This is a genomic window from Methylomarinum sp. Ch1-1 (genome assembly GCF_030717995.2).
Classification (GTDB): Bacteria; Pseudomonadota; Gammaproteobacteria; order Methylococcales; family Methylomonadaceae; genus Methylomarinum; species Methylomarinum roseum.
The window spans coordinates 3,969,284-3,989,263 of the sequence record NZ_CP157743.1 but is presented as its reverse complement, the minus strand read 5'-3'; the positions used below and the strand labels follow the sequence as shown (position 1 = coordinate 3,989,263).

General features: G+C 51.6%; 16 protein-coding genes and 1 pseudogene. 6 read left to right on the top strand and 11 right to left on the bottom strand.

Annotated elements, in window-relative coordinates:
* Positions 1-5 precede the first annotated feature (5 nt).
* Positions 6-1,046, bottom strand: a complete 1,041-nt coding sequence (gene purM / locus Q9L42_RS18165) for a phosphoribosylformylglycinamidine cyclo-ligase (RefSeq protein WP_349431556.1) — start codon at positions 1,044-1,046, stop codon at positions 6-8.
* Positions 1,047-1,443: 397 nt separating this feature from the next.
* Here purM and Q9L42_RS18160 point away from each other — a divergent pair, with 397 nt between their 5' ends.
* On the top strand, positions 1,444-2,508 hold the full coding sequence (locus Q9L42_RS18160; protein WP_305906998.1) for a DUF2066 domain-containing protein: 1,065 nt from the start codon (positions 1,444-1,446) through the stop codon (positions 2,506-2,508).
* 105 nt (positions 2,509-2,613) lie between these two features.
* On the opposite strand, the pseudogene Q9L42_RS18155 reads toward Q9L42_RS18160, so the two are convergent.
* Positions 2,614-3,474 (bottom strand): annotated as a pseudogene (locus Q9L42_RS18155) (IS701 family transposase); the annotation flags it as partial.
* A gap of 57 nt (positions 3,475-3,531) precedes the next feature.
* Positions 3,532-3,954 carry a hypothetical protein gene (locus Q9L42_RS18150; protein WP_349431555.1) on the bottom strand — a complete coding sequence of 141 codons (423 nt, stop codon included), beginning with the start codon at positions 3,952-3,954 and terminating at the stop codon, positions 3,532-3,534.
* Positions 3,955-4,288: 334 nt separating this feature from the next.
* On the opposite strand from Q9L42_RS18150, the gene Q9L42_RS18145 reads away from it, so the two are divergent.
* Positions 4,289-5,788 carry an FAD-linked oxidase C-terminal domain-containing protein gene (locus tag Q9L42_RS18145; RefSeq protein ID WP_305906999.1) on the top strand — a complete coding sequence of 500 codons (1,500 nt, stop codon included), beginning with the start codon at positions 4,289-4,291 and terminating at the stop codon, positions 5,786-5,788.
* A 475-nt stretch (positions 5,789-6,263) separates the two neighbouring features.
* Here the strand turns inward: Q9L42_RS18145 and Q9L42_RS18140 are convergent, their stop codons facing one another.
* The 3 genes from Q9L42_RS18140 to Q9L42_RS18130 form a co-directional block, all read right to left on the bottom strand.
* Complete coding sequence (locus tag Q9L42_RS18140; RefSeq protein ID WP_349431554.1) at positions 6,264-6,542, bottom strand: hypothetical protein; 279 nt, start codon at positions 6,540-6,542, stop codon at positions 6,264-6,266.
* Between the two features lie 392 nt (positions 6,543-6,934).
* On the bottom strand, positions 6,935-7,435 hold the full coding sequence (locus Q9L42_RS18135; protein ID WP_305907002.1) for a hypothetical protein: 501 nt from the start codon (positions 7,433-7,435) through the stop codon (positions 6,935-6,937).
* Between the two features lie 27 nt (positions 7,436-7,462).
* The gene (locus tag Q9L42_RS18130; RefSeq protein WP_305907003.1) at positions 7,463-8,827 is read right to left on the bottom strand and encodes a hypothetical protein; all 1,365 of its coding nucleotides are present in this window, start codon (positions 8,825-8,827) and stop codon (positions 7,463-7,465) included.
* Between the two features lie 248 nt (positions 8,828-9,075).
* On the opposite strand from Q9L42_RS18130, the gene Q9L42_RS18125 reads away from it, so the two are divergent.
* The 3 genes from Q9L42_RS18125 to Q9L42_RS18115 all read left to right on the top strand — a co-directional run bounded on the left by Q9L42_RS18125 (position 9,076) and on the right by Q9L42_RS18115 (position 12,906).
* The gene (locus Q9L42_RS18125) at positions 9,076-10,896 is read left to right on the top strand and encodes a Na/Pi cotransporter family protein (protein WP_349431553.1); all 1,821 of its coding nucleotides are present in this window, start codon (positions 9,076-9,078) and stop codon (positions 10,894-10,896) included.
* Entirely contained in the window at positions 10,889-11,140 is a 252-nt protein-coding gene (locus tag Q9L42_RS18120; RefSeq protein ID WP_305907005.1) for a hypothetical protein, read from the top strand. The genes Q9L42_RS18125 and Q9L42_RS18120 overlap by 8 nt, the downstream gene beginning before the upstream one ends.
* Positions 11,141-11,673: 533 nt before the next feature.
* Positions 11,674-12,906, top strand: a complete 1,233-nt coding sequence (locus tag Q9L42_RS18115; RefSeq protein WP_305907006.1) for a hypothetical protein — start codon at positions 11,674-11,676, stop codon at positions 12,904-12,906.
* 61 nt (positions 12,907-12,967) lie between these two features.
* On the opposite strand, the gene Q9L42_RS18110 is transcribed toward Q9L42_RS18115, so the two are convergent.
* The 3 genes from Q9L42_RS18110 to Q9L42_RS18100 form a co-directional block, all read right to left on the bottom strand.
* Positions 12,968-14,689 carry a lysophospholipid acyltransferase family protein gene (locus tag Q9L42_RS18110; protein ID WP_349431552.1) on the bottom strand — a complete coding sequence of 574 codons (1,722 nt, stop codon included), beginning with the start codon at positions 14,687-14,689 and terminating at the stop codon, positions 12,968-12,970.
* 79 nt (positions 14,690-14,768) lie between these two features.
* Positions 14,769-15,512 carry an alpha/beta fold hydrolase gene (locus Q9L42_RS18105; RefSeq protein ID WP_305907009.1) on the bottom strand — a complete coding sequence of 248 codons (744 nt, stop codon included), beginning with the start codon at positions 15,510-15,512 and terminating at the stop codon, positions 14,769-14,771.
* Positions 15,499-16,536, bottom strand: a complete 1,038-nt coding sequence (locus Q9L42_RS18100) for a M14 family zinc carboxypeptidase (protein WP_349431551.1) — start codon at positions 16,534-16,536, stop codon at positions 15,499-15,501. Before Q9L42_RS18100 ends, Q9L42_RS18105 begins: the two co-directional genes overlap by 14 nt.
* Before the next feature lie 776 nt (positions 16,537-17,312).
* Here Q9L42_RS18100 and Q9L42_RS18095 point away from each other — a divergent pair.
* Positions 17,313-17,711 carry a TraR/DksA family transcriptional regulator gene (locus tag Q9L42_RS18095; protein WP_305907012.1) on the top strand — a complete coding sequence of 133 codons (399 nt, stop codon included), beginning with the start codon at positions 17,313-17,315 and terminating at the stop codon, positions 17,709-17,711.
* Between the two features lie 72 nt (positions 17,712-17,783).
* Here Q9L42_RS18095 and Q9L42_RS18090 read toward each other — a convergent pair whose 3' ends face one another.
* Both Q9L42_RS18090 and Q9L42_RS18085 read right to left on the bottom strand, forming a co-directional pair.
* Entirely contained in the window at positions 17,784-18,317 is a 534-nt protein-coding gene (locus Q9L42_RS18090; RefSeq protein WP_305907013.1) for a DUF2380 domain-containing protein, read from the bottom strand.
* A 5-nt stretch (positions 18,318-18,322) separates the two neighbouring features.
* Positions 18,323-18,895 carry a hypothetical protein gene (locus Q9L42_RS18085; protein WP_349431550.1) on the bottom strand — a complete coding sequence of 191 codons (573 nt, stop codon included), beginning with the start codon at positions 18,893-18,895 and terminating at the stop codon, positions 18,323-18,325.
* Positions 18,896-19,980: the final 1,085 nt, after the last annotated feature.

Sequence of the window (19,980 nt, the reverse complement as noted above, 5' to 3'; positions counted from 1 at the left end):
ACGGATTAACGGTAAATCACTGCGGAGTCTTCGTTGGCGACGATTTCACCAATCGTATAGACGGTTTCACCCTGCAGTTCCAGCATCGTGAAGGCTTTGTCCACATCTTCGGCGGCGACGCAGACTATCATGCCGATGCCGCAATTGAAGGTGGTTAGCATATCGGCTTGTGAGACATTGCCGTGTTCTTGCAGCCATTTAAAGGTTTCCGGCAGTTTCCAGCTGGACAAATCGATTTCCGCACCGAGTCCGGTCGGTAAGACGCGCGGCAGGTTTTCGGTAATGCCGCCGCCGGTGATATGCGCCAGTGCATGCACCGGAACCGTCTTGAACAGCTCCAGCAGCGATTTGACATAAATTCGCGTAGGCTCCAGTAAGGCCTCGCCTAGAGGCTTGCCGGCCAGATTGTCGCTTAGCGAGGCGTTACTTTTTTCGAGGATCTTGCGGATCAGCGAGTAGCCGTTGGAGTGCGGGCCGGAGGAGGCCAAGCCGATCAGCTTGTCGCCGGCCTGGATTCGACTGCCGTCCAATATCGCCGATTTTTCGACGATGCCGACGCAGAAGCCAGCCAGGTCGTAATCGCCTTCGGCATACATGCCCGGCATTTCCGCAGTCTCTCCACCGACCAGGGCCGCACCGGCTTGTTCGCAGCCCTTGCCGATGCCTTCAACGACGGCGGCGGCGGTCTCGACATCGAGTTTGCCGGTGGCGAAATAGTCCAGAAAAAAAAGGGGTTCGGCGCCTTGCACGATGATGTCGTTGACGCACATCGCGACCAGATCGATGCCGACGGTATTATGGACGCCCAACTCCAAGGCCAACTTTAATTTAGTGCCGACCCCGTCGGTCCCTGAAACAAGAACCGGCTCTTTATAACGATCCAGCGGCAACTCAAACATTGAACCGAATCCACCTAGTCCGGCCATGACGCCGGCTGTACGGGTTTTTGCGGCAATCGGTTTGATGCGCTCGACCAGGGCGTTACCGGCTTCTATATCGACGCCGGCGCTTTTGTAATTCAGGCTTTCTTGATTTTGTTCGCTCAATGTCAAGTACTCTTGCTAAAGTTAACGTTAAAATATCAGCTATTGTACTATAGATTGGGGTAAAGGAAGATGGATTCACGGGCTTAACAGCAATTCCCAGTTTGAGTATTTTTGCGGTGTTTAGGGCATGGGGTGTGTCTGTCGAGGAGCGCCGTTCACCCAGCACCTAAATAAACGACGATAATAAATCATAGCCAATAGTCTATGGTATTTAGGTGCTGGGTAAACCCATCCCTGGGGGCTTGACGGCAGCATCCTTGCTGTCGACATCCTCGCCAAACACACCCCATGCCCTTTTTGAACGCCAAAGTGGGAATTGCTGCGGGCTTAATCAAGAGTTGAATTTGCCCATAAATTTAAGACGAAAGACGCAAATATTTAATCGGTTAGGCGGAGTATGGAATTGAAATTATTAGCTAGATTATTTGTTTTACTGGCTCTGCTGTGCTCGCAGCAGGGCTGGACGGCGGAGGTGAAAGGCTTATACGAAATTGAAGTATGGGCTAAGAGCCGTTCCGATGAAGACAGAAACAAAGCGATACAGGAAGCGTTGAGCACCGTATTGGGACGAGTAGTGGCTGCAGATAACGTACAGGAAACCCCGGTGGTGAAAACGGCCATTGCCGGCGCCTCGCATTATGTGCGTCAGTTTCAATATTCGATGAGCGCCGATGACCGACGCGATGACGGGCAGGCTCGCCTGATGCGAGTGCTGTTTGATGAAGCTCAATTGCTGAATCTATTGCGTTCCGGCAATATTGGTATCTGGAGCGAGATCCGACCGGAAACGCTAGTCTGGCTGGTGGTGGACGAGCAAGGCGACAGACGTTTTTATCATGCCGACGACATGCCCGAATTGACCAGCGCCTTGTCTCGCGCCGCCCGCCTCAAAGGCTTGCCGATTATTTTTCCGTTGCTGGATCTTCAGGAACAGCAGCAAATATCGGTCAACGAAGTGTTAAGCGCCGATTCCCGGCAGCTGTTATCCGTATCGGAGCGCTATGATGTCGTGTCGGTGATGGCCGGAAGGGTAGTCGACAAGGGGCGTTGTTGGCGGGCCGAGTGGGCCTTGTATTTCGATGAAAAGATCAAGCAATGGGTCAGCCCCTGTGGGCCGATTAAGGAGGTGATGTTGGCTGGCATGCAAGGCGCTTATGATGTCTTGTCGAAATATTATGGTGTTAAACCGGATATTACCGAAATCGGTTATACCGTCTTGAAAATCAAGGGCGTCAATAGCATGACCGATATGATACGGGTCACCGATTTTTTGGAATCGCTGCCCATCATCAAGGCGGTTAACTGGGTGAGTGTCGAAGGCGGTTATAATGTCTACAAAATCAAATACGAAGGCAATGAACACTTATTGGCGGAGGCATTGACGAACGCTAATGTGTTGACTCCGCTGCCAGGAGCCGCATTCAGTGAACAGGCATTAAAATATCAATTGGTCACGCACTAACTGATAATGTCTGCGTCTGGCCTAAGTCCGGTTGATCAATCGAGGTCGCTGGTGGAAAAAAATTAATCCGTAATTATTCAGTGACTGAAGTTTCCTAAAAACGCCTCAAGCCACCATGCGTAACAACACCGCGACCAGCGAATTTTTCATGGGATTGGTGGGTTTATGGCAAAGCCTATCAAAATCTTCACTCAGTGAGGCTTCGGCGATGAGGCGCCGGACATCGGAAAAGGCGAAACTCGTCCGCCCCTTGACCTTGTGCCGACGTTGCGGATCCGCTTTGATGCGATCGGCGTACATCCAGGTGACCGTGGTGGCCATCATACAGAAATGCAGGTGGTTTATCACGGCCTGGGCATTCCGGCTCTGGCATTTTTGACTGCCAATGTCTTGCTTGAGTTCTTTAAAGCCGGACTCGATCTTCCAGCGAGCGCCATAATATTCGATGACCTGGGTGACCGACAAGTCGAGATCGGTCGTAAACAAGGCGACCCACTGGGTTTTACGAAACACCCACACGACCTTGATGGGGCATTTTAAGGTCTTCAGCATGACGGTTTTCTCAACCGCCAGTACTTCGCGTACTTTGCCATACAGGTTAACCTGATAGGCAGCAGTTTGCTGCCGGAGCGCGTGCGCTCGGTCGGTCACGGTCCCCAGACGCTGGCCGTATTTACGGGGGCGTCCGCGTGTCTTGGCATCGGCGGACCGGGCGTCGGGGAGCGCATAGAGCACCTGGTTGCTGCGCAATCGGGATAACAGGTGAAAACGTTCGCCTACCGTTTGGCGCACCGGCTTCCATAACCCCTGATTCCCAAACCAGCTGTCGGTGACCGCCAGCATTGGTGTCGAAGCAAAGTGACCGGCGACGGCGATTAGCAATTCCGCCGCTTGCGTGAGTTTGCTTTGAAACGGCGCGACTTGGCCTTTGATTTTGGCGGTTTCCTTTTGTTCGGCGATCATGTGACGGGGTAAGTAAAACGAAAGCCCAAAACAAACAGGCCCAACGACCTTTGACCTGCTTCAGTAAGCCGATCGACACCACATTTTGCGCCCAGGGTAACGGCTTTGATTCGCTTTGGCGGCATGATCGAAAATCGACGCGCAGCCGAAAATGTGTTGACCCACTTTGAGGTTGATAAAATCGTCCAAGCCAATCAATAAGCGGCCATCGGTCGTGGGGGACGGAATCAATCCCCACAGCGTCGTCCAAAGCCTTTCCCAGGGCAGTGTCGACGAAGCCATGAAGGTATAGAACCGCTTTTGCTTAATCTCGATCCCGAACAAAGTCTCCAAGGCCCGCCATAAATTAGACGACATCGATGAGGTAAACGGAACAATCACGGCGAGCAGCGTGTAGACAAACAAAGAAGCTCGCTCCCGTCCCAGATCAGTCTCGGAAAAATGGGCTTGGAGAGGGCGGAGAAGATCGCGTAAAATGAACATGAATGAGGCCCTTTTGTTTGTGTAATCAATGATTTAGAAACCAATATTATACTACAAAAGGCGACCTCATTCACCCATAAGCTATTGTTTTTAATGAGATTCGGCATAGCCTAACAATCAATATTAGAGCCGGCTAATGTTTAAGCTGAATATTAGCATTATCTGATATTCCTTGCCCTCAAAAAATTGGGAAACTTCAGTTCAGTGACTTTTGATGTTAAGCAGTAGTACTCAGTCATGTTATATAAGGCAGGTGCTCGGTAAGCGCCAGCCATTCCCAGTTCGGGTGTTTTTGCTGTTTTATATATAATTTCGCTGAATAGACATTAATCCTATGGTCACGATACAACCGCACAGTTCGGAAAGAGTTCGTCATCAGGTCAGCAAAAATGATCTGCTGGCCGCATTAAGGCATTTTCTGCCGGATTCGGCGATTCTGGCGCAAGAGGAGCAAGTCAGGGCATATGAATGTGACGGTTTGTCAGCCTATCGCTGCCTGCCTTGGCTGGTGGTGTTGCCGGAAACTATCGAGCAGGTGCAGCATGTCTTGCGATTATGCCATCGCCTCGGTGTGCCGGTGGTCGCTAGAGGCGCCGGCACCGGCCTGGCCGGCGGCGCCATTCCGCTCGATAATGGCGTGTTGTTGAGTTTATCCCGCTTCAACCGCATTCTCGACATCGATGTCAATAACCGTCAGGCGCGGGTGCAGCCGGGCGTTAGAAACCTGGCGATTTCTCATGCCGTCGCGCCATATGGACTGTATTATGCGCCAGATCCTTCGTCGCAAATTGCCTGTTCCATCGGCGGCAATGTCGCGGAAAACTCGGGCGGGGTGCATTGTCTCAAATACGGCTTGACCACACACAATATCCAGCAGTTGCAGGTGATCACAATGGATGGCGAATGGGTCACGATAGGCGGGCAAGGTCTCGATGGCCCGGGCTACGATTTATTGGCATTGATGACCGGTTCCGAGGGCATGCTCGGCGTGATAGTCGAAATCACCGTCAAATTGTTACCGATTCCGGAACAAGCGCAGGTGATTTTAGCGGCCTTCGATGATGTCGAGAAGGCCGGCAACGCGGTGGCCGCCATCATTGCCGCCGGTTTGATTCCGGCCGGCCTGGAGATGATGGATAATGCCGCGATCAAGGCGGCGGAAGACTTCGTCCACGCCGGTTATCCATGCGATGCGGAAGCTATCTTGTTATGCGAGATGGATGGTAGCGCAGAACAAGTAACATCCGATTTGGAGCAAGCGCTGCGAGTTTTGCGGCGACAGGGCGCCAGCGAGGTCAGAGTGGCCGAGTCCGAGCAGCAGCGGCAGCAAATGTGGGCGGGGCGCAAAGCCGCGTTTCCGGCGGTCGGTAGAATATCCGCGGATTATTACTGCATGGACGGCACGATACCGCGCCGCCATCTGGCGAAGGTGCTGATGAAAATCAAGACGTTTTCGGCGCATTACGGCTTGGCGGTGGCCAATGTTTTTCATGCCGGCGATGGCAATCTGCATCCGTTGATTCTTTATGACGCCGATCGGGAAGGGGAAATGCAGAAAGCCGAGCAGCTGGGAGGAGATATCTTGCGCTTGAGCGTCGAAGTCGGCGGCACGATTAGCGGAGAACATGGGGTCGGCGTCGAAAAGATCAATCATATGTGTTTTCAATTTCAGCCCCATGAATTAGCGTTGTTTCATGCGTTGAAGCGGGCTTTTGATGACAAAGGCCTGCTGAATCCGGGTAAGGCGGTGCCCACTCTGCATCGTTGTGCGGAATTCGGCGCGATGCATGTCCACGACGGCGAGCTGCCTCATCCCGAGATCGAGCGTTTCTAGTCCGGAGATAAAGGGGACAGGAAAAAGGGGACAGGCTACTTTTACTGCGGAGATAAAGGGGACAGGCTACTTTTGCTGAGAGATAAAGGGGACAGGCTACTTTTAAAAATACTTTTACTCAGGCTACTTTTACTGCGTGCATTGAATGCTTTTAGCCGATTTGCTGCGCGTGATCCATCTCACGGATGTGGGTGTGCTGACGATAGGAAGCGCACCGGTTTTTGATGCGCTTCACGCAGTTCAGCACATCAAACAAAGGCAAGGCTACATTTGGCATCGCAACCGGATGGATTCGCCGTCAGAGGCAATCCGCCTTTGATACGAACAATGGTCAATTTTGCCCCGGCGTGGGTTTTGGCGGCTTGCTTTGCGAAGCCGCCCTACGTTGGCGGATCCGCGAAGCTTGATCCGCCCTACCGGTGCGGGTAGGGTAGGGTGTGCTGACGATAGGAAGCGCACCTTGTTTCGATGCGCTTCACGCTGTTCGACACATCCCCGAAGGCAAGGCTACATTGGCATGCAACCGTAGGGTGATTCGCCGCCAGGCAATGCGCCTGGATACCACAATGACCAATTTTGCCACCGGTGGTGGTGTTTTTGGCGGCTTGCTTCGCGAAGCCGCCCTACGATGCGGTAGGGGGTGCTGACGATAGGAAGCGCACCGGTTTTTGATGCGCTTCACGCTGTTCAGCACATCCGAAGGCAAGACGGTGCTTTGCGTAGGAGCGCCGTCCTCGGGCGCGAAAAGAGCCATTCGGCCTGAGGGCGGGCCTCCTCCTGCGGGCAGACTTTGGCGGAGCCGTGGCGCATGTCTCTATACGAAATGCAGGTCAACGAGGTCCTGAACGATGCAACCGTGACTAGAGTAAGTTAAACGTTTGGGGCGGGTTAAAGAACCCGCCCCGCCCAGAGTTTAGGGAATAGGGCGTGTCTATCGAGGAGCGCCTCGCCAAACACGCCCGCCCTTTTTGAACGCCAAACTAGCAATTGCTGCGGTAGGTGCGAATTTATTCGCATTGCGCGGCTAAATCTGCGCCCACATTCACGATTGCCGACAGAAAAATATTGACTATGTCCTGGTCTAACAAAACGCTGAATAAATCCACCGATGCACAGCTGAAAGCGCCGATTTAAGCGTGCACTTCCTTACCCGATAATCAACGACGTGATTCCGTAAGCGAAACCATAGGTGCAGGTAAAATAAAACAGCGAAACGACGGCGCCGGCGGCGGTATTGATGCCTAGCGTTTTTTTATAGACATAGGCGACGAGGGAAAAGTCCCATAGCATCAAAAAAGCCATCGTCACGTAACTGAGTTCGTCTTCGGTGATCGTCAGCCAGATCATCGTCGGCACCACCACGACGGCGACGACATTCTCGCAAAACAGAATGGCGGATGAAACCTGTATGAAGGAATGGCCGGATTTGTTCAACAACACAACCAGGCCGACAAACACCAAGGTCAGGCCCGTTTCCAGCGTGACCTCAAAAATAGCCTCGAAGTATTCGATCATGTTGATCTGAATGAACAGTTCAACAATGAAATAAAACAACAGGTTAAGTCTGAAAAAACGGACCGACCGGGGTAGGTCCAGCGGATTGGCCGTAAACCAGCATAGCGGCAAATACTGTTTCAAAGTATCCATATTAGCTAAAACTTAGTGGTCCAAGCGTCATTGAATGCTGTCGTTGCTGTTTGCAGGGCTAGTATAGGAGCTTAAATCGTCAGTCTGATAATGACTGAATTGATCATTTAATGTCTGTACCAGATCCTTGCTTTGCTCGATCAGCTGAGTTAAGTGATTCCTGGTCTTTTTGTTTTTGCCTACCGGGTCCTTGATCGGCAGCAAAATGCGCCAGAAGGTCAGGCTTTTTTCAAAGAGGCCGGCCAGGTTTTCCGTCAGGTTGAGCCTTTTCTGTCGTTCGTGCAGTTTGTTGACAATCAGTTTTGCATGGATTCGACTGATGATTAAATGCAACGGGGTCAGTATCGCGATCAGTATCAGTAAAATGATGGGGCCAATAATAGGGTCGAAGAATAGATCGAGCACGCCGATGGAAATTTCCGCAAATAACACCAGCGAGACCAAGAAACCCAATACGATCAGGATAGAGGTATTGGCTCTGTCTTTCCATAGCGTCAGGGCGTTTTCGACCTCGGGAATGATTACATCGTCTATATGGCGTATGCTTTTTTCCAACGTGCTCAAAACCCGGTAGGAGCGATCATTGTCCAGGTTCTCGATGCGTAGGTCTATCATCGACGTGTCTCCGCTGTCGGTCAACACCACGAATTGACCGGTATTAATGCCTAATTCGGTCAGTCTGCGTTGCCAGGAAATGATGATTTCATTGATCTTACGCGGTTCCAGACTGATCTCGGAATGGTCTATGATAAAGAGGAATTTATTGGAGTCCTGGTATTCGATGATGGTTTTGATCGTGTCATCGATCAGTTCGGACTCGGCGTCGAACAAGTCGCAAAAAACCAAGACCAGGTCAGACATGTCTATCACGTGTCGATTGAGTAAGGCGTTGACCTTGTTTGCGCTACTGCCGCTCAATACCGGCGTATCGATCAGTAATTTACCCCGCAATTTCTCGCTGTTGACGGTGAGCAATTCAAGATAGGCGTTGATTTTATCACCTTCGCCTTTGGCAATTTGTTCAATGCTTCGACTGATCTGATAAAAAGGCAGGCGATGATCGGCGTCCAGTGCGGTGCCGGGCAAGGTGGCACTCGTGCTTTGGTGGGTATATTGATGAACGGTAAATTTATGGCTGGTGGAATGTAACTGCGTCCCCAGGTAACGATTGATAAAGTCATTTTTAGCCGATGAATGGCCGCCCAACGTGCTGATGATCGGCCACCAGGAGCTTTTTCGGGCCGTGGTCTCCTCTTGCTCAATCAGCCCCATATCGTATTCCAGCTGGTCTAGTTCATGAAACACCTTGGCCGCCTTTTGCAGAACCGGATTGCTCGGCGCAAATTGCTTTTCAAGATTAATCAGGTGTTTACTTACTGTTTTTTCAGCCATCGGGTTAAAGCCTTCTTATTGTTATTTGGTTAAACAAACAGTCCTAGAGTATACACCGACAAGCTTGAAAGGTAGAAACTATCTCGCTATTTTTTCTCCACCCCATTGCGTTAAGCTGATACGGGCCGTGAACACGATACAGCTTGCAAAGAAACATTGGTATGATTAAACCATCGTGAGTGACGGAGCCATAGGAGCGCAGTTGGAGAGATGAAGACAAGAAAGATGAACATTAAGCGGTTGCTAATGTGATTAAAAACGGCGCCTTTTTTGGCTTTTTGGTCGTGTTGGCCATTGGCTTCTGGCTGAGCGCCGATTTCAAAACCATCGCGGCCGGCATTGCGATTTTTTTGTTTGGCATGCTCGCCCTACAGCAAGGCTTTCGTTTTTTTTCCGGCGGCATTCTGGAGCAAGTGCTGCGCTCGATGACCGACAGCCTGGTCAAGCGTCTAAGCTTTGGGATTGTGGCGACGATGATGATGCAATCCAGTTCCTTGTTAACGGTGCTGGTTATTTCTTTCATCAGCGCAGGCCTGCTGGATCTTGCCGCCGGCATAGGCATCATTTTCGGAGCTAATCTCGGCACCACCACCGGCGCGTGGTTGGTGGCCGGATTTGGCATTAAGGTTAATATTTCCGCATACGCCATGCCGCTGCTGGTATTCGGTATCATGTTGATCCTGAATAAATCGAAAAACATAAAGGGGGGCGGTTATATCCTTGCCGGGATCGGATTCTTGTTCCTCGGCATTCATTACATGAAGGAAGGTTTCGATACCTTCAAAGACACCCTGGATTTAAGCGAATACGCGATGACAGGCTGGCAGGGTTTGCTGGTGTTTGTCGCCTTGGGCATCGTCGCTACCGTGATTATACAGGCCAGCGGAGCAACCATGGTGCTGATCATCACCGCCTTAGCTAGCCAGCAAATTACTTACGAGAATGCATTGGCATTGGCGATAGGTTCAAATATCGGTACCACGGTGACCGCGATCTTGGGAGCCCTGGGCGCAAATATTGAAGGCAAACGCCTGGCAGGCGCTCACTTGTTGTTTAATGTTTTTACCGCTGTGGTGGCCCTGCTGATGCTGAACCAGTTTGTTTGGCTGGTCGATCGTTTTTGCGAATTTGTCGGGATCGCGGCGGATGACTATACTTTGAAACTGGCTGCTTTCCATACTTTGTTCAACCTGGTCGGTGTCGTTGTGATGCTGCCGCTGGCCACTTCTATGGCCTCGCTGCTGGAAAAGGTGATGACCGAAAAGATAGCGGCCATCGATAAACCCCGTTATCTGACCCAATCGGCGATACAGTTTCCGGATGCCGCGGTTGAGTCGGTCGTGCGGGAAACCATTCATCTCTATGAAAATGCCGTCCATATTATTTTGAAAACCCTTGGATTGCACCGACGCGATGTCTATTCGGATCGCGATCTCAATCAAGTGATTGCTAGATTTCATAAGATTTCTGATTACGATATCGATGAGGCTTATGAGCGTAGCGTAAAAGGTATTTATAGCGCCATCATTGAATTTATCAGTCAAGCACGGTTTGCCGCGAATATTTCACAGTCGGAAAGATTGCTCAGTTTGCGAGAGTCTAATGTAAAACTGGTGGAAGCGGTAAAAGGCATGAAGCACCTGCAAAAAAACCTGATTAAACACAATCGTTCCTATAATCACTTTCTGGTTAGTGAATATGACCGGATTCGCTATCAGATCGCCTTGCTGATTCGCGAGCTGGAGACCGTCAAAAAGAATGCCCTATCCGATGAATTGCCATTGCTTTCCTTGGACAAATACAAAGGCAGTATCAAGGAGCAGCGGCTGGAGGCGATAGAAACCATCGAAAACCTGATCAGGGAACGGAAAATCAGTTCCCTTGCCGGTACGTCGTTATTGAATGATCATGCTTATCTCTATGATATTCTGGTCAATCTGATTGCCATGGCGGAAGCCGTATTCATCAATTATTCCGATAAATCAATCGAGGCGGAGCAGGAACTTGCCTTGACCGATCACGAATTACTCGATGTTATTAACCCTAAGCCGGCGAACAATCATGAATAAAGTAAAATTGTTAACGCGTTTACAGGAATTTTTTAATGCCGATGAAAAGCAGAAAAGAGAGAAGGCCGAAGAAATCAAGGATGTGATCGAAAAACTGAAAACGAAGCAGCTCAAAATAACGAGAATGTTGTCCGAATGTCAGGATGAACAAATGAAGAAAGCGTTACAGATGGAGGTCGATATCATTAAGGCGCAAATCGAAAAGGGGAACGACGTTTTAAAGGAGCTTTACAGCAATTCCTAATTTGGATAACAAAGAAGAGGATTGGGGGCGAGGACGGCGGCTATCCATGCCACCAACACCTGTCAATCGAGATACCGAACCCTCTTCGCACATTTGAAAGTTATTTCATGCTCGTTCCTTAGCGTTGCTCAATCGTCCTGCGTTCAACATGAAATCGACACAAAGCTATGCCAGAAGACATGCATTTGTTCGAGATTAAATCGGGCGCGCCAGAAACGGTTTTTTCGTAATCTGGACAACTCAAATGCTGCCAAATCTATCAGTTCATCAGGCTTCCGTTTATCATCGCGATTATACGATCAAAAATCATTACCTATGCATGACATTGTCGTGTTCTAATCTCTGCTTAGGTCCAAAAAAACGTAATTATTCAGCGTATTTTTATCAGAGGGGGTAGGTTATTGATTTATCGGGCTGTCTGCAACAGGACGTTGCAGCCAGAGCTATTCACGCGTCCCGAGAAATCAATGGCCTACTCCCTAAACCCTGAAAGATACTGAATAGTTACCAAAACTTGCAATAGGAGCACTCCGATGAAATCACTGACTCGCCTTTCCCTATGCCTAAGCTTGCTTTTAGCCAGCTATCAAGCGTTGGCCACCGATGACATCGAGGTGGTCACGTTAAATCAATATTTGGGCGCGGATTTGACCCCGGTTCTCAATGCCGACCCTCAGTCTTTCAACGAGGCGCTGGTCAACGTGCTGCAACAAATCGCGGCCAATGATTTTCGCGCCCGGGCCGTCGAGCAGGCGCAAATGCTCGCCAAGCGATCGCCGCACATGATAGGTCTCCAGGAAGTCTGGGCTTTTGGCTGTGTCGATCTGGATGCTCCTGAACCCGGACGGGGCTGCGATGATTCTTCGATCGCCAACGCCTTTGTCGACCATTTGCAGCTAACATTGGCTGAATTGCATAACAACGGTGCAAATTATCAGGCTGCCGCCGTCGTCAACAATCTTGATCTGGGCAAAGTCGCGGTGCCGGGTTTGCCGCTGTCCGGCATTCCCTTCAATGTCAACGGTGCGAATGCGCTGCTGATCGCAGTCGATCGCGATGTGATTCTGGCCCGTCAGGATGTGCAAGCCAGCGCCGTTGATTGGTCGGCGTATCAAGCTTATGGCTTATGCGCCAAGCCTTCGGCAGACGGCTGCAATTATCAAGTCGTCGCCTCCGCCGAAACGCCGGCCGGAACGCTGGCGGTAGAACGAGGTTTTGTGGCGGTGGACGCCGTTATCGGCAACAAAGACTATCGAATCTTCAACACTCATTTGGAAGTCAAAGGGGAGGACGTCGGTGAGCCTGCCTTCACGTTTTATCAAGCGGCCCAGGCCCATGAGCTGCTGGAAACCATCGAGTTGCTCGGTATCATCGATGATATGTCTTCTGAACGATCGCTGCTCGTGCTGGGAGACATGAATTCCTCGCCGCAGCAGCAAGATGTCTTAGGTCCTTTTCCGGCGCCTTTCGACAGCGGCATCGTCACGACGCCTTACCATCAATTCATCGATAGCGCCTTCCACGACATCTGGGAACTGCGCCCCGGCGCCATTCCGGGGTATAGCTGTTGCCAAGTTCAGGACTTAGACAGTCAGCAAGCCTTATTGAACGAACGCATCGATATGATCTTTGTCTGGGATAGGCCCGACCGGGTCAAGCAGGTGCGCGTGTTGGGCGATAAGGTGTCGGCGAAAACCAATCCGCCGGGTTTGGGGTTGTGGCCCAGCGACCACGGCGGCGTCGCCGCCTTATTGCAATACGATTGATATGGCTTGATATGGCGGCGAAGGAGTCGGGCAGCGAAACTCGACCAAAATCAATCGAAACTCAAGCCGCCAATTCCCGCTCAATATAGCGTTGTCTTTTTTTTGCGGTGATTTTGTCCAATTCGACGATGATTAGGCTGTCGATGCAGTTGTTGAAATCGGAGTCGATGTTGAAATCGATGAAATGGCATCCCTTGTCGGTGCAGAGTTCGACATATTGCTTGTAGAGGGGCGGGACCTTGACGCCCAGCTTTTTCAATTCGCTGGTCAAAATCCTGAAACTGGTTTTGTAATCGCCGGTGAATTCGGTCTCGGCGAATTGCCGGGTTTGCTCGGAAACGATGAAAGGTGTCCGGGCTTTGGCCAATTGCAAATCGGAGCCGAATTGCTGTTTGTAAAAGCTGATGATGACTTCCTTGGCCAATTGCGGGTAGGCGTTGCTGATGCTGACCGGGCCGAACAGGTATTTGACCTGCGGTTGTTCGCGCAGATAGGCGCCGATGCCATACCACAAGTAATCCAGGCTGCGCTGTCCCCAGTAGCGTGGCTGTACGAAGCTGCGGCCCAGTTCGATGCTATGGGGCAGGTAGCGCTGAAATTGGGCGTTGAGGTTGAATAGGGTGTGGGTGTAAAAACCCTCCATGCCCTGGGTCGCCATGATCTTATCGCCCTCGCCGATGCGATAGGAGCCGACGATTTCCAGGTCATTGTCGTCCCATAACACCAGGTGACTGTAATAGACATCATATTTGTCCAGGTCCTCGGCCAGTCCGGTGCCTTCCTCGACGGAGCGGAAAGTCAGCTCGCGTAGGCGGGCGATCTCCTGGATGACCGGACAATCGTCGCGGTAGTGATAGAGAAAAATCTTCTTGCCGTCTTTGGTGACACCCAATAAACGTGACTGGTGCAGCGCTTTTTTCAACATTTTTCGATCGACCGGATGGGCGACCGTCGTGATCGTGTCAAACAGTGGCTTTTTGCCTTTTTTGCCAAGGTTCATTACGTGTTTGCGAAAGCGTTGGCTGAGTTCCTTGTTGCTGAGCTCGGATTCGGCAAAGGCTGGGTAAGGCACCGGCGAGCCGACCTTAAGCTTAACGTCCTGATTTTTTTTGTTAAACATTTCCTCGACCAGCAATAGCGTGCTCATCGGTTTGTAAAGCATCGAAGCGGCGTAGAAGCAGGCGGAATTGCCGGCCTTGATATGGACCGGCAGCACCGGACAGCGGGCTTTTTTAGCCAGTTTGATGAAGCCGTTTTTCCATTTTCCGTCGCGCACGCCTTTCGGTGTGATGCGGGAGACTTCACCAGCCGGGAACAGGATCACGGCCTCCTCGTTTTCCAGCGCGGCTAGCATCGCCTGATAGGCCTGCTTGTGTGATTTTTTGGCTGACAGCACATCGATCGGCAAAAATACCGACTGCAACGGTTCCATATGGGATAGCACGCGATTGGCGACGATGCGTACATCCGGGCGCACCGAGCGGATCATCTTGACCAGCGCCAGGCCGTCCAGTGTGCCGATCGGGTGGTTGGCGACGATGATCAGGCGGCCTTCCGAGGGGATGTTGTGATACGATTCCGGGCTGGCCTGATAACTGAACTTGAAGTGCTTCAGCAGTTTGTCGAGAAAGGCATAGCCGCGCAGGTGCTGGTTTTTGGCGATGACTTTGTTGAAGTCGTCTTCATGCAGTAGTTTCTTGATGATTTTCCGCATCAACTGACTGTCTTTGCCGACTTTCAGATTCGGGTAGGTTTCGCGTAGGATTTTTTCGGCATCGATCATGTGGCTTTTCCAGGTTCTGGGGTATAGCCCGGCATTGTAGGCGGCGAATATGTCAGAAGTGTGAACGATGCCGGCCTGTTTAATGGATGCTCAGCCACTGCTTAATCGAATCCGCCAGCCAGGCCGGTTCATCCAGCGCTAAATCATGGCCGGCCGTGTCGTGTTGTCGGTAATCCGTCCGCCAGGCTTGATAAAGCTGCCGGCTGCAGCGACAATCGACCAATCGGTCGCCGCCGCTGGCGACAATCAGCATCGGGTGGGGCGGTCTCGGCGGCAGGGTGAAGTTGGCTGCGGCCCGTAATTGATTGCGGGCGCTGTATGAGGTAACCGGGCATTGGCGCTGCCATTGTCGCCAGTTGCTTAACAGCTCGCTATCGCCGCGATGGCGGTTGGAAGTCAGGCTTAGGATGTCTTGTTCCTGTTGTTGTTTTGAATGACACAGCATAGAGATGAGACGGGGATAGCTTTGCCAGCGCAGGCGTCGATAAAACGGCGAAAGGGGGCGGGCGCTGGTGTTGATCAGCACCGAGGAGCGAATTTCGTCGGGATAGCGGGCCATCCAGTCGATCGCGACCATGCCGCCCATCGAGAGGGCGATTAGATCGACGGGGATGCCGACCTTGATTTGCTCGCGTAATGCCTCGGTCATCGCGGCAATCGTGTTCGGGCTGGTCAGTCGGTGCAGGCGACCGTTACCAGGGAGATCCGGGGTCAGGATCCGGGCGTTAGGAAAGCGCTGCCGCAAGTCATCGGTAAATTCACCCCAGTGCCTAGCCTCTCGTAACAAACCGCGAATCAGGACGAAACAATTATCTTTTTGCATCGGGATACCAAAGGGCCAGGGCTTGTCGTTCCATTTCTCGGGTATGGCTTTTGTTCAGCCATTGTTGATAGGACAGCGTGGCGTGCAGTAAAAATTCCATCAGCACCAGATGACCGCGTAAAACCCGGTTAATCCGGTGAGGCTTGATCGGATGAAACAGACCCAGCGATCTGCGCAATTGCAGCGGGTTTTTGCGTATCCAGCGCCAGGATCCCATTTCCAACGTTAGCGGCAAGAATATGGTGTCGCTGTCCAACGATTGCTGATAGAGATAGTCCCATAAATCCCCGTGGGTTAGGTAATGCTGGGATTGTGGTTCGAAGCGGTAGTTTTGATAAGGATAGGTCTGCTGAAACAGTTTGCGCAAATAAAAAACTTCTCCGAGATGTTTAATCGGTTCGATCCGGCTTTTTGCATAGGGAAACCAGATCTGGTTGTGATATCCGAAACCGGAATGGCAATCGAGCACCAGGCTGAACGGGGAAGGCAGCACTTCTCGTCGAATATAGTCGCACAATACCTGAGCCTCGGTCTGCATCGACTGATCCGCTTTGCCCCGGTACCAAGGCAGCAGCGGAGAGAGGCGATGCCCCCCGCCTAGCCAGACGGTGTGTTCGTCGCTGTCGACCGGAGCGTTGCGCATCAAATCGATGCCTTGGCCATTGGCGCGGCTGTGATTGAGCATGCCAATCGGATTGATCAGCGGCAACACGTTGATGCGCACCCGCTGCAGCATGTCGACCAAGGTCAGATCCCAATGCAGGCGTTCCAGCAACGTTTCCAGAAAAGTCAGCACCACCTGTGTGCCGATTCGCTCCAGGCCGTGTATGCCTCCGACCAGAGTGAGACTTGGTAGTTGCGTAGATGTATTGCCCAAAGTCAAGGCATGAATCGGCAGCGAGGTTTCGCCGTAACGCAGGCGGCAGAGCACGCGAGTGGACAAGTATTGTTTATGGTCACGTCCGATGATCGCTTCGATTTGCCCGAGTTCCGGTAACCGTTCCTGGATAGATTGGCCGCTCATATTGCCTTGTTGTTGTCCGGTTTAGGGCACCATTGTAACGAATCATGGAGCGGTTTATATGACAGTTGTATTGCAAGCGGCCATTTCCAGATTGAGTATCCGTAGGTCAGGGGGCGCGCCAGCGTTCCCTGACAAATCGATGCAGTTGATTGTCACGTCATTGAGCAGGACAGGGTTTGTAACCTCGTCCTGAACGATTCATCCGAGCCCAAAGCGGAAAGCAAGTTGAACGTTCGGGGCGGGGCGGGTTAAATAACCCGCCCGCATGTTTATCCGTAGGTCAGGGCAGCAATTCCCAGTTTGAGTATTTTTGCGGGGTTTAGGGCGTGGGGTGTGTCTGTCGAGGAGCGCCGTAAACCCATCCCTGGGGGCTTGACGGCAGCATCCTTGCTGCCGACATCCTCGCCAAACACACCCCATGCCCTATTTGAACGCCAAAGTGGGAATTGCTGAGGTCAGGGTGCGCGCCAGCGTTCCCTGACAAATCGATGCAGGTGATTGTCACGTCACTGAGCAGGACGGGTTTTGTAACCTCGTCCTGAACGATTAAACCGAGGCCAAAGCAAGTTGAACGTTCGGGGCGGGTTAAATAACCCGCCCCGCATGTGGGCTTGACGCCGGCATCTTCGCCAGACATCCCCTCATTTTCTTCGATCCTCGAATTGGAAATTGCTGGTAACAAACTAGCCTGATAGTAAAATCGCCGGCTTCGGAGTAAACTGATAGACAAAAGCGCATCATTTTGATGAGCGCTATTTGAAGTGGAGGAAAACGCGATGACTGTTCAATTGACCGACCACCAAATCAAGGTCTTAAAGACCAAACTAAACGATCGTTTCATGGCCTTGCGACGGGAAATCAGCGAGGAATTACTGCGCTATGATGAGCAACAATATGGCGAACTGGCCGGCCGCGTGCACGACACCGGCGATGCCGCGCTGGCCGACTTATTGGTCGATATCGAACTGGCCTCCATCGACCGTCACGTCCAAGAAATCAGAGACATCGACACCGCCTTGATGCGCATCGCCGAAGGCAGCTACGGTGAATGCCGCGATTGTCAGGAGCCCATCGCCATTGAGCGTCTGACCGCCTATCCCGTCGCCCAGCGCTGCGTCGCCTGTCAGCAGGTTCATGATCGAACCTATGCTCATGGCGGGCAGGCGGCGTTATGATCGGCTTTGTAGGGTTGTGCTGAAAGGCATAAAGCGCAGCGTTATCATTGAAATGTAGAGAGGGGTCTGATATCAGCGCTGGCTCGATGAGGAAGGCGGGCGGTAACGTTGATCCAGGATAGCGTCTACTTCACTGGCCAGCGTTTCGATCGCCTTGCCGGTCAGTTTTTTCGCGCCGCCTTTGCTTTCCACGATGAAACGCCCGACCAGTTTGCCGTTGCTGACTTTAACCAAGTTTCCCATCAGATAGACGAATAGAAAACTGGGCTTATGTAATCGGCCGACCAGGACATAATCGGCCGCATAACGCTCGGCGAGCTCAGTGGCCGCATCGTGATGGTCGAATAGATAACCGACCCCACTGTTGGCGCGTTGTTGGGCCGATCGGTCGATATCGACGATGGTGTAGCCTGCGCCCGCCAACTCCTTTTCGAGCAACGGTTTGAGGCGGGCGGTACGCTCAAGCTCGACCGGCGTAGCCGATTTCATGGTCAGGTCCTTCAGTTCAAAGTCGAGGATGGCGATCCTGGTCTCGGCGCCGGCGGCGGAATAAAGGCAATAAGCCAATACTAACAGCCACTTACCTGATTTTATTAGTTTGGCCAAGTCGATCATTCCGTTTCGCTAGTTGAAGTCTTGGATTGGCGAAACATAAAAAACAACATGATAGCGATGAACACCGCTGGTATTGCAATTTTCAGTATGCCGGAAAAAGATTCTTCCTCGACGCCGACCGAAAAAGGCAAATGGGTATCCTGCTTTTCCCCTTGATGCATGATCGTTACATGAGCTAGATAATCGCCGGCGCCATATTTGCCGAAATCGATCGTGGCATTGACGGTGCCGGATTTAATTTTTTTCGGCTCCTGGTGAAAGATTCGCGTGCCTTCGGGTTCCTTGGTGATTTCGAATTCGACGGTGTCGTTGCGCAGTTTGTGACCCTCGTAATCAAAAACCAAGTTAGTGGGGCCGATATTTGGGATTGCCTGGCAATAGCCGGTGCCTTGGGTGAATGTCGGCGTGTAAGCGGTGAAGTGAATTTTCTCGGAGCCTACCCGTATCCGGCAAGTATCGATTTCATCGGCCGGTCCGCGATGAGCGTAGGCGCTGATTGCAGTTGTCATCAACAGTAAGCCGGTCAAGGTCTGAAAGTTGTGTAGCAAGCGGAGAATCAGTTTGTTCATTTCTTAACCTCTTTATGGTTATAGCTATCGGTTGTGGGAAGAAACGTAGAGCCTAGACTTAAAAACGCAGCGCGATGCTAGCGGCGTCTTATGCCCGTCCGAGCCAAATAGAATTTAGGTTATCGGTTAAATCTTTATTAGTCAAATATGGCTGCCATTCCTCAGCAATTCTCATCAGTTTGAGCATTTCCGTTGCGTTAAACATATTGGGGTGCGGCATTCTCGCTATTTCAAAGCCGGACGGAGTTTGCAACCTTTCATCGATTGCCTCATCGCAAGAAACGTTGACCGCGCTCTCGTTACTGCGGCACGCCTCGATTTGTTGGGCTTCATTTTATTCAGTCCAACCCACACAAATTTAAGACATCATGCAATATAGATACCACGATGAGTCAGGGCTACCTCATTAAATGAATGAGTGGCAAAACAGAAAATTAACAACAAATACGCCTAAGGAACGAGTATGAAATAACTTTTCCAACTGTCGGAAAAGGAATCGGAGGTTCGATTGACAGGATGCGACATCCCAGTCGCATACACTTCTTCCGCAAGCAATTGATAGTAAAAGAAATATTTTTTCAGTATCAAGCTGAATAGTGACTCCTAAAGTAAGTTAAACGTTTAGGGTGTGTTAAATAACCCGCCCCGTGTGCACGGCCAATTTTGCCCAGGTGGCGGTTTTTGGCGGCTTGCTTCGCGAAGCCGCCCTACATTGGTGGATCCGCTGCGCTTGATCCACCCTACGTTGGTATCGCAACCGTCGGTTGGCCCATCGTAAGGGGGATTCGCCGCCAGGCAATCCGCCTGGATACGCACAACGGCTAATTTTTCCCCGGTGGCGGGTTTTGGCGGCTTGCTTCGCGAAGCCGCCCTACATTGGTGGATCCGCTGCGCTTGATCCACCCTACGTTGGTATCGCAACCGTCGGCTGGCCCATCGTAGGGTGGATTCGCCGCCAGGCAATCCGCCTGGATACGCACAACGGCTAATTTTGCCTCCGGTGGCATTTTTTGGCGGCTTGCTTCGCGAAGCCGCCCTACATTGGTGGATCCGCTGCGCTTGATCCACCCTACGTTGGTATCGCA